Annotated in this window: 14 protein-coding genes and 1 riboswitch; of the genes, 10 read left to right on the plus strand and 4 right to left on the minus strand. The window is 68.1% G+C overall.

The window, feature by feature from the left end; genetic code table 11:
• The first annotated feature begins 51 nt into the window (after positions 1-51).
• Complete coding sequence (locus AB0M48_RS13475; protein WP_363840335.1) at positions 52-573, plus strand: RNA polymerase sigma factor; 522 nt, start codon at positions 52-54, stop codon at positions 571-573.
• On the plus strand, positions 563-1,222 hold the full coding sequence (locus tag AB0M48_RS13480; RefSeq protein ID WP_363840338.1) for a hypothetical protein: 660 nt from the start codon (positions 563-565) through the stop codon (positions 1,220-1,222). The genes AB0M48_RS13475 and AB0M48_RS13480 overlap by 11 nt, the downstream gene beginning before the upstream one ends.
• On the opposite strand, the gene AB0M48_RS13485 is transcribed toward AB0M48_RS13480, so the two are convergent.
• On the minus strand, positions 1,209-2,747 hold the full coding sequence (locus tag AB0M48_RS13485; protein ID WP_363840341.1) for a phospholipid carrier-dependent glycosyltransferase: 1,539 nt from the start codon (positions 2,745-2,747) through the stop codon (positions 1,209-1,211). The genes AB0M48_RS13480 and AB0M48_RS13485 overlap by 14 nt on opposite strands.
• 24 nt (positions 2,748-2,771) lie before the next feature.
• Here AB0M48_RS13485 and rsmI point away from each other — a divergent pair, with 24 nt between their 5' ends.
• Positions 2,772-3,617 (plus strand): 16S rRNA (cytidine(1402)-2'-O)-methyltransferase, encoded by an 846-nt coding sequence (gene rsmI / locus AB0M48_RS13490; RefSeq protein WP_363840344.1) that lies wholly within the window; start codon positions 2,772-2,774, stop codon positions 3,615-3,617.
• A gap of 55 nt (positions 3,618-3,672) precedes the next feature.
• Here the strand turns inward: rsmI and AB0M48_RS13495 are convergent, their stop codons facing one another.
• The 3 genes from AB0M48_RS13495 to AB0M48_RS13505 are packed head-to-tail and all read right to left on the minus strand — an operon-like array spanning position 3,673 to position 5,921.
• A complete protein-coding gene (locus AB0M48_RS13495) occupies positions 3,673-4,386 on the minus strand; it encodes an ABC transporter permease (RefSeq protein ID WP_363840347.1) in 714 nt (237 codons plus the stop codon).
• On the minus strand, positions 4,376-5,308 hold the full coding sequence (locus AB0M48_RS13500) for an ATP-binding cassette domain-containing protein (RefSeq protein ID WP_363840350.1): 933 nt from the start codon (positions 5,306-5,308) through the stop codon (positions 4,376-4,378). The genes AB0M48_RS13495 and AB0M48_RS13500 overlap by 11 nt, the downstream gene beginning before the upstream one ends.
• 58 nt (positions 5,309-5,366) lie before the next feature.
• On the minus strand, positions 5,367-5,921 hold the full coding sequence (locus AB0M48_RS13505; RefSeq protein ID WP_363840353.1) for a PadR family transcriptional regulator: 555 nt from the start codon (positions 5,919-5,921) through the stop codon (positions 5,367-5,369).
• A 54-nt stretch (positions 5,922-5,975) separates the two neighbouring features.
• Here AB0M48_RS13505 and metG point away from each other — a divergent pair, with 54 nt between their 5' ends.
• The 7 genes from metG (at position 5,976) to AB0M48_RS13540 (ending at position 14,945) form a co-directional block, all read left to right on the plus strand.
• Entirely contained in the window at positions 5,976-7,769 is a 1,794-nt protein-coding gene (gene metG / locus AB0M48_RS13510; RefSeq protein WP_363840356.1) for a methionine--tRNA ligase, read from the plus strand.
• 26 nt (positions 7,770-7,795) lie between these two features.
• Positions 7,796-8,590 carry a TatD family hydrolase gene (locus tag AB0M48_RS13515; protein ID WP_363840359.1) on the plus strand — a complete coding sequence of 265 codons (795 nt, stop codon included), beginning with the start codon at positions 7,796-7,798 and terminating at the stop codon, positions 8,588-8,590.
• Positions 8,591-8,892: 302 nt separating this feature from the next.
• Entirely contained in the window at positions 8,893-10,302 is a 1,410-nt protein-coding gene (locus tag AB0M48_RS13520; protein WP_363840362.1) for a transglycosylase family protein, read from the plus strand.
• 901 nt (positions 10,303-11,203) lie between these two features.
• Positions 11,204-12,034, plus strand: coding sequence for a 16S rRNA (adenine(1518)-N(6)/adenine(1519)-N(6))-dimethyltransferase RsmA (rsmA, locus tag AB0M48_RS13525; RefSeq protein ID WP_363841299.1), 831 nt, complete (start codon positions 11,204-11,206; stop codon positions 12,032-12,034).
• Positions 12,035-12,122: 88 nt separating this feature from the next.
• A riboswitch (SAM riboswitch) is annotated at positions 12,123-12,216 on the plus strand.
• Positions 12,217-12,437: 221 nt separating this feature from the next.
• Entirely contained in the window at positions 12,438-13,436 is a 999-nt protein-coding gene (locus AB0M48_RS13530) for a methionine ABC transporter ATP-binding protein (RefSeq protein WP_363840365.1), read from the plus strand.
• Positions 13,433-14,116, plus strand: coding sequence for a methionine ABC transporter permease (locus tag AB0M48_RS13535; RefSeq protein ID WP_363840368.1), 684 nt, complete (start codon positions 13,433-13,435; stop codon positions 14,114-14,116). The genes AB0M48_RS13530 and AB0M48_RS13535 overlap by 4 nt, the downstream gene beginning before the upstream one ends.
• Before the next feature lie 28 nt (positions 14,117-14,144).
• Entirely contained in the window at positions 14,145-14,945 is an 801-nt protein-coding gene (locus tag AB0M48_RS13540; RefSeq protein WP_363840371.1) for a MetQ/NlpA family ABC transporter substrate-binding protein, read from the plus strand.
• Positions 14,946-14,967 lie beyond the last annotated feature (22 nt).

Here is a 14,967-nt window from a genome sequence, read left to right on the forward strand (position 1 = left end):
CGGGAACCGAAGCCGGGTTCCCGGTGTAGAGAGGGCATCACGGACGAAGCGGTGGCACGGGCGATCGCAGGTGACCAGGCGGCCTACGGCGAGCTGGTCGCCCGGCACACCGCGCTCGCGCACCGGACGGCGTACCTGCTCGGGGCCGGCGCGGACGCCGGTGACGTGGTGCAGGAGGCGTTCGTGAAGGCGTACCGGAAGCTCCACACGTTCAAGCCCGAAGCCGACTTCAAGCCGTGGCTGCTCAAGATCGTCGCGAACGAGACGAAGAACCTGCACCGCGGCAGACGGCGGCGCAACCTGATGGAGCTCAGGCTCGCGGCCATCACCGAGACCGTCGACCACGACGATCCCGGCACGCTCGTGGACGACTCCCGCGTCAAGCTCCTGAAGGCCGTCCAGAGCCTGAACGAAGCCGACCGGCAGGTCGTGACTTGCCGGTACCTGCTGGACCTGAGCGAGGCCGAGACCGCGCAGACCCTCAACCTGGCCAAGGGAACCGTGAAGTCGCGGTTGTCGCGCGCCCTGGCCAAGCTGCGCCCCATGCTGGAGGAGGTGGCCCATGACCGATGACCGGGCAGAGGCCGCCCTCCGCGATCTGGGCCGGCAGATCCACGTGCCGGAACCGCCGGACGTCACCGCCCAGGTGCTGACCAGGATCAACGCGCCCCGCAGGCGAAGCCGTTGGCTCACGGCACTGGTGGCCGCGATCACCGCGTCGGCGATCGCCTTCGCGGTGTCCCCGGCGGTGCGGGCGGGTGTCCAGCAGCTCCTGGAGTTCGCCGGTGTCGAGTTCCGCACGGAGGCGCCGCGATCAGTCGCTCCTCCGTTGCCGAGCCAGGACGTCTCACTCGACGAAGCCCGGAAGCAGATGCCGTTCGAGATCCACCTACCGGTGGAACTCGGCACGCCGGACCACATCACCGTCCACGAAGGACGGTTCGTCAGCTTGCACTACGGCGGCCTGAGGCTCGACCAGTTCGACGGCACCATCAGCTCGACCGTCGGCAAGCTCGTCCACCAGGAGGGCGTCGAGCAGATCGGCGACAAGATCTGGATCCCGTTCCCGCACGTGTTCTTCTACATCGACCGCGACGGCGCGTGGCACACCGAGGAACCGCAGCTGACCGGTCAGACCCTGCTCTGGCAACGAGGTCAGGTCACCATGAGGCTCGAAGGCGACCTGACCAGGGAACGAGCCCTCGAGATCAGCGCCAGCTAGGCAGCCACAGCTGCTGCTGCCACATCTCCGGTGTGATCGGGTTGCCGTTCAGGATCGGCCACAGCCACACGAAGTTCGCCACCACGATGCCCACGTACAGCGCGACGACGAGCAGTCCGGTGCCGCGCCGTTCGGAGCCCGCTGTGCGCCGGCCCAGGATCTCGCCGAGCGCCAGCACGATCAGCAGCACCAGGAACGGCGCCATCGGCGTGACGTAGAAGAAGTACATCTGCCGGTCGAGGTTGAGGAACCACGGCAGCAGGCCCGCGGCGTAGCCGACCAGGACACCGGCGTAGCGCCAGTCCATGCGGCCGATGGTGCGGTACAGCGCCCAGCCGATCACCGGGAACGCGAGCCACCACATCGCGGGCGTGCCGATGAGCATGATCGCGCCGAGGCACGACGCCGCGCCGCAGCCCGTGACGGAGTTGTCGTAGTAGTAGAGCATCGGACGCAGGCCCATCGGCCACGTCCACGGCTTCGACTCCCACGGGTGCCGGTTGGTCTCCGAGGTGACCAGCTCGACGTGGAACTTGTAGACGTTCTTCGCGTTGTACCAGAGCGACTGCAGGACGTCCGGGACGTACGCGATGTCCTTGACCTTGCCGCCGACCACGTGCCGGTCGATGCCGGTCTCACTCGCCATCCACGGGAACCACGTCGCGACGTAGACGAGCACGGGCACCGCGACCAGGCCGCCCAGCGACGGCAGGACGTCCTTCACCAGTGCGCCCAGCCACGGCTCCTCGACGCCCGCGGCACGCCGTGCCAGCGCGCTCCAGATGACCGTCAGCAGCCCGAACGCGGCGATGTACCAGATGCCGGACCACTTGATGCCGCACGCCGCACCGAGCATCACGCCCGCACCGAAGCGCCACCAGCGGAAGCCGATCCACGGACCGAACGCCGAGTTGTTGATGAAGCCCTCGCGCACGGCCACGGCGAGGCGCGCGCGCATCTGTTCGCGGTCGACGACCAGGCAGCCGAACGCGGCCACGACGAACAGCGCGATGAAGATGTCGAGCATGCCCATCCGCGACTGGACGTGCGAGACGCCGTCCGCGATGAGCAGGACGCCGGCCAGCGCGCCCAGCAGGTCCGACCGGGTCAGGCGGCGGGCGATCCGGACGATCAGCAGGATCGTGATCGCGCCGGCGAGCGCGGAGGCGAACCGCCAGCCGATGCCGTCGTAGCCGAAGAGCTCCTGGCCGATCGCCATCAGCTGTTTGGCGAGCGGCGGGTGCACGATCAGCTCGTAGCCGGGGTTGTCCTCGTAGCCGCCGTTGCGCAGCACCTGTGCCGTCTGCGGCACGTAATGCTTCTCGTCGAAGATCGGCGTGCCCTTGTCCGTCGGATATCCGACGTTCCAGAAGCGCACGACGGCACCGATCAGCGTCACGACGGCCGTCATGAGCCACCCGCGCATGCGGTCCCCGGACGGTGGCGGGTCTAGTACCGCCGCACGATCCGTAGGCGGCTCCTCGACGACGACGGGCGCCTCTCCTGGCTGCACGAGGACTGTCACGCCGCCGATCGTAGGGTGAAGCTTGTGAGTCCTGTATCCGGTTCAGGCCGTCTTGTCCTGGCAGCCACCCCGCTCGGGGACATCCGCGACGCCTCCGCGCGCCTGATCGAGGCACTCGGGACGGCCGACGTGATCGCCGCCGAGGACACCAGAAGGCTGCACAGCCTCGCGGCAGCGTTGCAGGTCAAGCCGTCCGGGCGGGTGATCAGCTTCTACGACCAGAACGAGGTCGGGCGCCTGCCGGGACTGCTCGAATCGCTCCACGGCGGCGCGACCGTGCTGCTCGTGACGGACGCCGGAATGCCGTCCGTTTCCGATCCTGGCTACCGGCTCGTCGCCGCGTGTGTCGAGCAGGACGTCACGGTCACGTGCCTGCCGGGGCCGTCCGCGGTGACGACGGCGCTCGCCCTGTCCGGCCTGCCGAGCGACAGGTTCGCGTTCGACGGCTTCCCGCCGCGCAAGTCCGGTGAGCGCAAGCGCTGGTTCGCACCTTTGGCCACCGAGCAGCGCACGGTCGTCTTCTTCGAGGCTCCCCACCGGCTCGCGGACACGCTCGCGGACGCCGTCGAGGTGCTCGGGCCGGACCGCCGTGCCGCCGTGTGCCGTGAACTGACGAAGAAGTACGAAGAGGTCGTGCGCGGCTCACTGGCCGAACTCGCCGAGTGGGCCGTGGAAGGCGCACGCGGCGAGATCACCGTGGTCCTCGGCCCGGCCCCCGTCGAGGACAAACCCGACCTCGACACGCTCGTCGCCGAGGTCAAGCAGCGCGTCGCCGACGGGGAGCGGATGAAGTCGGCCGCCGCCGAGGTCGCGGAGGCGGCCGGGATCAGCAAGAAGACGCTCTACGACGCGGCGATCAAGTCAAGCTGAAGCGCACGCGGGGACCTTTCGTACTCTCATGCGGTACGAAAGGTCCCCGCGTGCGTCAAGCTGACTCCTTGTTGAACGTGCGGACGCCGTAGAACACGCCGACCAGGACCAACGCCACCACGGAGATCAGCCCGTACAGCATCGTGCCGGGGTTGAAGATCGACCGTTCGGCGTCGACGACGTGCGCCAGCGGGTTGAGCCGCGACAGCCAGTAGAGCCACTGCGGGCCGTTCGACATCGGCAGCAGCACGCCGGAGAGCAGCATCAACGGCACGATCGACGCCGACAGCACGGACGCGAAGACGTACTCCAGCTTCACCTTCAGCGCGATGGCGTACGACACCGAGCCGATCGCGATGCCGAGCAACGCCACCAGCCCGAGTCCGAGCAGCATCTGCCCGGCCGTGGCCCGGAAGCCGAACAGCATCGCGGCGAGCATGATCAGCAGGCTCTGCACGACCAGCAGCACCACGTCCTTGCCGACCCTGCCGACGAGCAGCGCGATCCGGCTGACCGGGGTGACGCGCAGCCGTTCCATCACGCCCGTGCGCACCTCGGGCAGCAGCGAGAAGCCCGCGTAGGCGGTGCCGAACAACGCCATTTGCACCAGCAGGCCCGGCACGAACCACTGCCAGCCGGTGTCGCCGAGCAGCGGTCCGAAGAGCCCGAGGTAGAGCAGCGGCTGGGCGATCCCGAACACGACGGCCACAGGGTTGCGCAGGACCGGCAGCATCACGCGGCAGAACACGAGCCAGGTGTCACGCAGCATCGGCTTCCTCCCTCAGGGAGCGGCCGGTCATGGTCAGGAACACGTCGTCGAGCGTCGGCCGGTGCACCTGCACCGAGTGCAGCTCGACGCCGATGTTGTCGAGGTCGCGCAGGAGGCCCGGCAACGCGCGGTCGCCGTTCGGGATCCGGAAGCTGACCTGCTCGCCGTCGACGACCGCGTTCTCGAACTTCGAGGCGACGACCGAGGCCTGCGGTGTGCCGAGCACGACGAGGTCGCCGGAGACGCGGTGCTTCAGCTCGTCGGGTGAGCCCTCGCCCACGATCGAGCCGTGGTCGATGACCAGCAGCCGGTCGCTGAGGTAGTCGGCCTCGTCCAGGTAGTGGGTGGTCAGGAAGACCGTGACGCCGTCGGCCTTGAGCTGCCTGATGTGATCCCACAGGTTGCGGCGGCTCTGCGGGTCGAGTGCCGTGGACGGCTCGTCCAGGAACAGCAGCCGCGGGTCGTGCAGCATGCCCATCGCGATGTCGAGCCGGCGCTGCTGGCCGCCTGACAGCGTGACGACGCCGCGCTTCTCCAGGCCCTGGAGGTCGAACCGTTCGAGCAGGTCGGCGACCTTCCTGCGGGCGTCGGGCCGGGACAGGCCGTAGAAGCGGGCCTGGAACTCCAGTTCGTCGGCGACGCGCTGGTCCTGGCCGGCGCCGTTCTTCTGGCCGACGTAGCCGATGTTGCGGCGGACCCCGGCCGGGTCGGTCAGCAGGTCGTGCCCGGCGATCTCCGCCTCACCGGCGGTCGGCTGCAGCAGCGTGGTGAGCATGCGCAACGTCGTGGACTTGCCTGCCCCGTTAGGGCCGAGGAACCCCACGAGCTCGCCCTCGGCGACGTCGATGTCCACCCCTCTGACCGCGTCCACCGGACCGGTCTTCGTGGTGAATCGGCGCGCGAGGCCGCGTGCCTTGATCATGACGAAACCCCCTCTAGTCAACTTTGACTAGAGGCTAGCGGGAACTAATCAAATTTGACTAGTCCTTCAGCTCGTACGCACCGGCCTCTAGGCGTTCGATCAGCTCCTGAGTCCAGCGCACCTGGCCTTCGAGATGGACGAGCCAGAGTCGAAACAGCTCGCTGACGTGCGCGGGCTTGCCCATCTCCGGCATCGACTCGACGCCGTGCCGGGTGGGGGTGAGCTGCCCTTCGAGGCCCGCCAGCCGGTTCTTCAGCAGCACGACCGCCTGCTTGCGCGGGACGAGGTTGAGCATCGCCACGCCCGCGGAGACCTCGTCGTTGCCCGCGGCCGGATCGGCCAGCGCGTGCCCGAGCAGGTCCTGCAGCTCGCGCTCACCCGCGGCGGTGATCCGGTAGGTGGTGCGGGCGGGGCCCTCGCCGGGCTCCTCGGTGCCGACCGGCTCCAGCAGGCCGTCCTTGGCCAGCGACTTCAGCGCGTGGTAGATCGAACCCGGCTGCACGTTCGCCCAGCTGTCCGCCGACCACGACTTCAGCTCGCGGCGCACCACGTAACCGTGTGCCTCGCCGACGAGCTTCACCACGCCGAGCACCAGCATTCTGGTCGCGGACAAACAGACCTCCCACTCGGTGAAAACCCCCTGGCACCGCCTCCGTAGGCTATTGCCATGAGTGCCTCCGTACTGACCGCGGTGGCCTGGCCTTACGCCAATGGCCCCAGGCACATCGGTCACGTCTCCGGTTTCGGTGTCCCGTCCGACGTCTTCTCCCGCTACATGCGAATGTCCGGACACCGGGTGCTCATGGTCAGCGGCACGGACGAGCACGGCACACCCATCCAGGTGCAGGCCGAGAAGGAAGGGCTCACGGCTCGTGAGCTCGCCGACAAGTACAACCGTGTGATCGCGTCTGACCTCCAGGGCCTCGGCCTGTCCTACGACCTCTTCACCCGCACCACCACCGGCAACCACTACCAGGTGGTGCAGGACCTGTTCTCCGCGCTGTGGAAGAACGGCTACGTCGTCCCCAAGACGGAGATGGGCGCGATCAGCCCGTCGACCGGCCGCACGCTGCCCGACCGCTACATCGAGGGCACCTGCCCGATCTGCGGGTACGAGGGCGCGCGCGGCGACCAGTGCGACAACTGCGGCAACCAGCTCGACCCGTCGGAACTGATCAACCCGCGCTCGAAGATCAACGGCGAGACGCCGAAGTTCGTCGAGACCGAGCACCTGTTCCTCGACCTGTCCGCGTTCATCGACTCGCTGGGCAGCTGGATGGGCACGCGGTCGGACTGGCGTCCGAACGTGCTCAAGTTCTCGCAGAACCTGATCAAGGACCTGCGGCCGCGCGCCATCACCCGCGACCTCGACTGGGGTGTGCCGATCCCGCTCGACGGGTGGAGCGACCAGCCGATGAAGCGGTTCTACGTGTGGTTCGACGCGGTCATCGGGTACCTGAGCGCGTCCGTCGAGTGGGCGCGCCGCACCGGCGACCCCGACGCCTGGAAGGAGTTCTGGACGGGTGACGCCCAGGGCTACTACTTCATGGGCAAGGACAACATCGTCTTCCACTCGCTCATCTGGCCGTCGCTGCTGCTCGGGCAGAACGGCGCGGGCGACAAGGGCGGCGAGCCCGGCCGGTTCGGCACGCTGAACCTGCCGACCGAGGTCGTGTCGTCGGAGTACCTGACGATGAGCGGCTCGAAGTTCTCCACCTCGCGCGGCACCGTGATCTACGTCGGCGACTTCCTCAAGGAGTTCGGGCCGGACGCGCTGCGGTACTTCATCTCCGTCGCCGGTCCCGAGAACCAGGACACCGACTTCACCTGGGAGGAGTTCGTCCGCCGGACGAACTTCGAGCTGGCGAACGAGTGGGGCAACCTGGTCAACCGCTCGATCTCGATGGCGCACAAGAACGTCGGTGCGATCCCGAAGGCCACGGCGCTGACCCCCGCCGACCACGAGCTGCTCGCGCAGTCCAAGGCGGCGTTCGACACGGTCGGCGCGCACCTGCGCCGCTCGCGGTTCAAGCAGGCCTCCGGCGAGGCCATGCGCGTGATCTCGCTGGCGAACAAGTACCTGTCCGACCAGGAGCCGTGGAAGCTCAAGGACGACCTGGACCGCCGCGACTCGGTGCTGCACACCGCGTTGCAGGTCGTGCAGGACGCGAACACGCTCATGACGCCGTTCCTGCCGCACTCGGCGCAGAAGATCCACGAGGCGCTGGGTGGCACGGGCGTGTGGGCCGCGCAGCCGGAGCTGACCGAGGTCGACGACCTCGACATCCCCGACCGCTCGTACCCGGTGCTCACCGGTGACTACGCGGGTGAGCAGGCCAAGTGGGAGTCCACGCCTCTTGAGGTCGGCCGGCCGCTGCAGAAGCCGTCGCCGCTGTTCACGAAGCTGGACTCGAAGCTGGGCGAGGTCGGGCCCGAGTGGGCTCCGATCGTGACCGAGTAGTGGCGGACAAGCGTGAACGACCACCGGTGCCGGAAGCTCTTCCGGCACCGGTGATCGACGCCCACACGCACCTCGACGCGTGCGGGGCCACCGATGCCGCGGACGTGGCGGTCCTGCTCGATCGGGCAGAGGCCGCCGGCGTCTCGCACGTGATCACGGTCGCGGACGACCTGAAGGCCGCGCAGTGGGCCGCCGAAGCGTCCACTTGGGACTCCCGGGTCTACGCCGCGGTCGCCGTGCACCCGACGCGCACCTCCTCGTTCGGTGACGAGGAGAAGGCCGAACTGGAGCGGCTGGCCGTCCTGCCCCGCGTGGTCGCGATCGGCGAGACCGGTCTGGACTACTACTGGGACTACTCGCCGCCGGCCGCGCAGCACGAGGCTTTCCGTTGGCACATCGACCTTTCCAAGCGCGTCGGGAAGCCGTTGATGATCCACGACAGGGACGCGCACGAGGACATCCTCAAGATCCTCGACTCCGAGGGCGCACCGTCCACTGTGGTGTTCCACTGCTTCTCCGGTGACGCGGACTTCGCCCGGCGGTGCGTCGACGCGGGGTACGTGCTGTCGTTCGCTGGCCCCGTGACGTTCAAGAACGCCCGTGCGCTGCGGGAAGCGGCCGCTTTCGTTCCGCAGGACCAGCTCCTGGTCGAGACGGACGCGCCGTTCCTGACGCCCCATCCCTATCGTGGGCGTCCGAATGAACCATATTGTGTGAATTACACAGTTCGCGATCTCGCCACGTTGCGTGGCGAAGATCTTTCTGAACTCTGCGTCGCCGTCACCCGTACTGCTCAACGAGTGTTCGGGCTTGATCACTGAAATGCGGCTTAGAGCGAACGGAGCAAAGGGTTCCTACCTCCATGAAGTGACTGAGGTCACAACATTGGCGGGGGTGTTTGCGCAACGTCGGCTACCCCGTTACTGTCCCGTGACCGTGCCACCTGAGTCGACCTTGTCGGTTCGGAGCACGCCCGCAGTCGGGGCGGGACCGAAGCCAGAAGCGCGAAGAAGCGAGACCACGTAGGAGGAGTTGCCGGGAACCTTCGAGCTCCAACTCGAATGATCTTGTCAACGCCAACTGTGCGGTGGCCTCACAGCTTCCGCAATGGAGGTATCGACCCTTGTCTGGTAGCGACAGAGCTGCTGCTCCGTACGACTTCAACGACGACACCGACTGGTTCACGCCGGTCGGCGGCACGGCCGTTGACGTCGCCGACCCCCACCCGAGCTTCCCCGCCGGTGCGCTGACCATCACGCCCGCGGACGTGCTCGAGGTGCTCGGCCCGGACGCCGACGACCTGCTCGCCTCGGCCAACGTCGACGTCGACGAGCTGATCCGTCTCATCAACGCCGAGACGACGATCATGCCGCCGCTCGTCCTCCCGTCGGAGGACGAAGAGCTCGACGACCCGCAGGTCCTCGTCAAGGCGGCCTCGACGTGGAAGCGCCGCTTCCTCAAGGGCACCGTCGCCGCGGTCCTCGTGTCGATCTCCGGTGGCGGCGTGACCGCCATGGCGATGGACAAGTCGCTGACCGTCGAGGTCGACGGCGCGATGCAGACCGTCCACTCCTACGAAGGCACGGTCGGCGAAGTCCTGGCGGAGGAAGGGATCGTCGTCGGTGAGCACGACGCCCTGTCCCCGTCGCTGAACGCCCCGATCTCCGACGGCGGCAAGATCAGCCTCGACCGCGGCCGGCTGCTCAAGATGAGCATCGACGGCCAGGCCCGCGAGGACTGGGTCCGCTCCGTCACCGTCGAGGAGGCCGCCAAGCAGCTCGGCGTGCCGCTCGAAGGCGCCTGGATGTCGGCCCCCGGCTCGCACGACGTGCCGCTCGAGGGCATGAGCGTCGAGGTCAAGACCCTCAAGAACGTCAAGCTGTTCGACGGCGCGAACCCGGTCCGCGAGGTCAAGACGACCGCGCTGACCGTCGACGAGCTGCTCAAGAGCGAGAACCTCTCCCTCGGCCCGGAAGACGCCGTCGCCTCCGGCACGGACGTCAAGCTGGCCACGGGCGCCGAGATCTACATCTCCCGCACCGGCGTCACGGTCATCAACGTGAACGAGCCGGTCGCCCCGCCGGTCGAGAAGACCAACGACCCGAACATGACCGCGGGCCAGCAGACCGTCACCGACCCCGGCACCCCGGGCGAGCAGACCAGCACCTACCGCGTGACGGTGAAGAACGGCAAGGAGATCAGCCGCGAGAAGATCGGCGGCAAGATCACCAAGGAGCCGAAGCCCAAGAAGATCACCGTGGGCACCAAGCCGCTGCCCGACGGCGAAGTCTGGGACCGCCTCGCCAAGTGCGAAGCAGGCGGCAACTGGGCCATCAACACCGGCAACGGCTACTACGGCGGCCTCCAGTTCTCGGCCAGCACCTGGGCAGCACACGGCGGCCAGGCCTACGCCTCGCTCCCGCACCAGGCAACCCGCGAACAGCAGATCGCGGTAGCCACCAAGCTGCGCGACCGCGCAGGCGGCACGTACGGCGCGTGGCCGGGCTGCCGCGCGAAGCTCGGCCTGCCGTAAACCTCTTTCCCGTCCCCCTGACTGAGGCCGCCCTGGTTCGCCACGGGCGGCCTTCGTCGTTGCCGGGGTCGCTCGCGTCGAGATCCGGCGCACCGAACAGGGTTCGGCTGGGCCGGGAGTGGCCGGGCAGCGATTGGGGCGCGGCAGGGCGGGTAGCGGCGAGCATCGGACGGGCTGTGGCAGGGCACGGTGGCACATGGCGGGCGAGATGCGGCATGCAGGCATCGCGCAGGGCGACGGCGGCCCGGTCACCTTCTCGCCCATGGCAATGGCGAACCGAGGCGTCCCCCCCAGCGCACAGGGCAACGGCGGAGCCAAGCCCACCCTCCCGCCCACGGCAATGGCGAAGCCGAGGCGTCCCTCCGCACGCAACAGGCAACGGCGGAGCCGAGCCACCTGTCGCCAGCGGCAATGGCGGAGCCGAGGCGTGTGAACCTTGGTCTGCTGGTCAAGCGGTAATGAAGCGACCACCGCACTGCGATTGGGGCTTGACCTTGAGGGGGCGGGATGCTCCCCTCACGGGCACGGCCGGGCGCTTTTCAGCCCGGCCTTTTCCGGCCGTCCAGCATCCCGCCAGAGGCTCAAGGTCAAGCCCCAATCGCTATCGTCGCGAAGCGGCGATGACCGGCACCGGCCCGGTCCTGCCTGGGCGACCACCCACACAAGGTGACCTGAGCGCATTGGCGACCCACCCCGCTGGAACGCGACAGGCCAACGCAAGCCGACCCGCGCGCTGCCCAACTCCGGCCCCTCGCAAGGCGACCACCCGCAAGGCAGGCGATCCGCCCCGCTGGAACGCGACAGGCCAACGCAAGCCGACCCCGGCACCCCACCACAGGCCCACCAGCAAGGTCCCAGCCCAGCCCTCCGCCACCAAGCCTGCGAGAATGCCCAAGTGAGCCTGCTGGGTCCTGCCGAAGTCCGCCGTCTAGCCGCAGAGCTGGACATCCGCCCGACCAAGAAGCTGGGCCAGAACTTCGTGCACGACCCCAACACCGTCCGCAAGATCGTCGCCGCGGCCGGCCTGACCCCGGACGACGTCGTCCTGGAGGTAGGCCCGGGCCTGGGCTCCCTGACCCTCGCCCTGCTCCCCAACGCCAGCAAGGTCGTAGCGGTCGAGATCGACCCCCCGCTCGCACACCGCCTCCCGCAAACGGTCAGCGAGATGGACCCGGAGAACGCCGGCAAGCTCCACGTCGTCCTCAAGGACGCCATGAAAGTCACCCAAGAAGACCTGCCGGCGCAACCTACCGCGATCGTCGCGAACCTGCCCTACAACGTCGCGGTCCCGGTGGTGTTGCACCTGCTGGCCGAACTCCCCAGCCTGCAAAAGGGTCTGGTGATGGTGCAGGCGGAGGTGGCCGACCGCATGGCCGCCAAGCCCGGGAACAAGATCTACGGCGTGCCCAGCGTGAAGCTCGCCTGGTACGCCGAGGCGAAGAAGGCCGGCGCGGTCGGCAAGAACGTGTTCTGGCCCGCGCCCAACGTGGACTCCGGTCTGGTTTCCTTCCAGCGTCACGAAAAGCCCCTGTCCACTGTGGATCGCAAGAAGCTCTTCCAGATCGTCGACGCCGCGTTCGCCCAGCGCCGCAAGACGTTGCGGGCCGCGCTCAGGGGCTGGGCCGGTAACCCGGGGAACATCGACGAACTGCTCGCGAAAGCGGGCATCGATCCCCAGGTTCGGGGCGAGCAGCTGAGCGTGATCGACTTCATCCGGATCGCTGAGGTCTAGGCCGGGGATCCTTCGGCCAACAGTGTGATCTGTCGAACGAATCCGGTTTTGGCTTGCGCAACCGAACGTCCGTCCGGTTGACTGCTACTTGCCATCCGGAGCGACTGAGAGACCTGGCTCTACGACGTCGCAGCAACCACCCGCTGGATGCGGGCAGGTGCTAACGCCAGGACCGATGGAGGAGCACCATGGGTACCGTGCGAATGCTGACGCGCCGTCGAGTCATCGACCAGTGCCGTCGCTCGTCTTCTGCATGTCGTCGCCAACTCGTCTAGGGCGCCTTCTCAAAGTCCTCTGACGCGCACTCATTCAACGAGTGGCGCACACACCTGAGCAGAACCTTCGACCGCGCACGTCCGCCACGAACGGACTGTGTGCCGTCGCGCGCAGCCGTGGAGCAGACGTGATCACTGTCGAAAACCTCACCAAGTCCTTCCAGGGCGTCAGTGCCCTCAACGGCGTGACCCTCGACGTCGAGGCCGGAACCGTGCTCGGCGTGGTCGGCCCGAGTGGCGCCGGCAAGTCGACGCTCGCTCGTTGCGTCGCGCTGCTGGAGCGTCCCGACTCCGGGGCGATCCGCGTCGACGGCACCGATATCACCAGCCTCGACGGGTCGGCCCTCAGGGCCGCTCGCCGACAGATCGGCGTTGTGCCGCAAGGGGATTCGCTTCTCCGTCAGCGCACGGCGGCCGGCAACATCGCGCTGCCGCTGGAGTCCGCGGGCGTCCCCGGACCGCAGCGCCGCACCCGTGTGGGCGAGCTGCTGGACCTCGTCGGGCTCACCGACAAGGCCGCCTCGTACCCCGACCAGCTGTCCGGCGGGCAGCGCCAGCGCATCGCCGTGGCGCGCGCCCTCGCCGCCAACCCGTCCGTGCTCCTCGCCGACGAGCCCACGTCCGCGCTGGACCCGGAGACCACCGGTTCCGTGCTGACCGTGCTCGACCGTGCGCGCGCTGAGCTCGGTGTGACCGTGCTCGTCGTCACGCACGACATGAGCGTGGTCCGGAAGATCTGCGATGACGTCGCCGTGCTGGAGCAGGGCCGCGTCGTCGAACACGGCAAGGTGCTCGACCTGGTCAACGACGTCGCGAGCCGCACGAGCAGTGCGCTGCTGCCCGCCGTCGACCTCAACCCGATCAACGAGAGCAGCTACGACCGCGTCGCGGACGTCGTGCTCGTCGGGTTCGCCGCGGTCGGCGCGCTGCTGCCCGAGGCCTCGCACCGGTTCGGCGTCGAGCTGAACATCGTCGGTGGCGGCCTCACGCGACTGGGCGAGACGCCCGTCGCGCGGTTCCGGCTCGGCCTGAACGGCGAGCGCTCGGACTCCGCTCTGGAGTGGATCGGTGAGGCCGGCGGCTCCGTGCAGAGGTCCTTGAAGGGCCCCCAGGGAGTAGCTGCGTGAGGTCTGCAACACCCTGGTCCGACGTCGTCAGCTTCCTCGTCGAGGCCACCGGCGAGACGCTCTACATGGTCGGCGTCTCGACCGTCATCGCCACAGTTCTCGGAGTTCCCGTAGGTGTCTGGCTGCAGCTCACCGCCAAGGGTGGGCTGCGGCCGAACGCCGCCGTGCACAGGATCCTCAGCTTCGTCACCGACCTGGGCCGCTCGATGCCGTTCATCGTGCTGCTCGTCGCGCTCACGTCGGTCACCCGCCTCATCGTCGGCGGCTCCATCGGCAGCACGGCGGTCATCGTGCCGCTGGCCGTGGGAGCGATCCCGTTCGTGGGGCGGCTCGTGCAGAACATCCTGTCCGAGGTGCACGTGACCGTGGTCGAGGCCGCGATCACGACCGGTGCCTCGACGTTGAGGATCGTGCGCAGCGTGCTCATCCGCGAGTCGCTGCCCGCGCTGATCAACGCCATCGGCGTCACCGTGATCGCCCTGATCGGGTACTCGGCGATGGCAGGCGTGATCGGTGGCGGTGGCCTCGGTGACCTGGCCATCCGCGAGGGCTACCAGCGCTTCAACGACCGGATCCTGTGGAGCACCGTGGCGTGGCTCGCCGTGCTCACCACCGTGATCCAGTTCGGTTTCACCCGTGCCGCCCGTGCGTCCGACCGGCGCCGGCACGCCTCGGTCTGACCCGTAGCAATTTCTCAAAAGGAACGTCATGCGTATTCGTGCTGCCCTGATCGCAGTAGCTTTGACCGGTTTGGCCGCTCTGTCCGCTTGCTCGTCCGGCGGTGGCAGCGCGTCCGACACGCTGAAGGTCGGCGTCTCGCCGGTCCCGCACGCCCAGATCCTCAAGTACGTGGCCGACAACCTCGCCGCGCAGAAGGGTCTGAAGATCGAGGTCGTCGAGTTCACCGACTACGTGCAGCCGAACACGGCGCTGGTCGACGGGTCGCTCGACGCCAACTACTTCCAGACCGTCCCGTACCTGGAGACGTTCACCAAGGAGAGCGGCGCGAAGGTCGAGTGGGTCCAGCCCGTCCACGTCGAGCCGCTCGGCCTGTACTCCAAGAAGGCCAAGAAGCTCGACGAGCTCCCGAACGGGGCCAAGATCGCGGTGGCCAACGACGCCACCAACGAGGCCCGCGGCCTGAAGCTGCTGGAGGCCAACGGCCTCATCAAGCTCAAGGCCGTCGACCAGCCGACCGTGCGCGACCTCGCGGAGAACCCCAAGAACCTGCAGTTCGTTCCTCTGGAGGCCGCCCAGCTGCCCAGGTCGCTGGAGGACACCGACGCGTCCGTGATCAACGGCAACTACGCCATCGACGCGGGCCTCAAGCCGGCCACCGACTCGCTCGCGCTGGAGAAGGCCGAGGGCAACCCGAACGCGAACGGCCTGGTCACCCGCGCCGAGCTCAAGGACGACAAGCGCGTCCGCGACCTGGCGGAACTCCTCGGGTCGCAGCAGGTCAAGGACTACATCAAGCAGACGTTCAGCGGCTCGGTCATCCCGGTCTGACCGTGACAGTGACCGGGGGAGG

It is taken from the genome of Lentzea sp. NPDC051208 (genome assembly GCF_040682435.1).
Taxonomy (GTDB): domain Bacteria; phylum Actinomycetota; class Actinomycetes; order Mycobacteriales; family Pseudonocardiaceae; genus Lentzea; species Lentzea kristufekii.

Excerpts from the sequence above, each read along its gene's own strand:
- AB0M48_RS13480 (WP_363840338.1), top strand. The coding sequence starts at position 563 with ATGACCGATGACCGGGCAGAGGCCGCCCTCCGCGATCTGGGCCGGCAG.
- AB0M48_RS13495 (WP_363840347.1), bottom strand. The coding sequence starts at position 4,386 with ATGCTGCGTGACACCTGGCTCGTGTTCTGCCGCGTGATGCTGCCGGTC.
- AB0M48_RS13500 (WP_363840350.1), bottom strand. The coding sequence starts at position 5,308 with ATGATCAAGGCACGCGGCCTCGCGCGCCGATTCACCACGAAGACCGGT.
- metG (WP_363840356.1), top strand. The coding sequence starts at position 5,976 with ATGAGTGCCTCCGTACTGACCGCGGTGGCCTGGCCTTACGCCAATGGC.
- AB0M48_RS13540 (WP_363840371.1), top strand. The coding sequence starts at position 14,145 with ATGCGTATTCGTGCTGCCCTGATCGCAGTAGCTTTGACCGGTTTGGCC.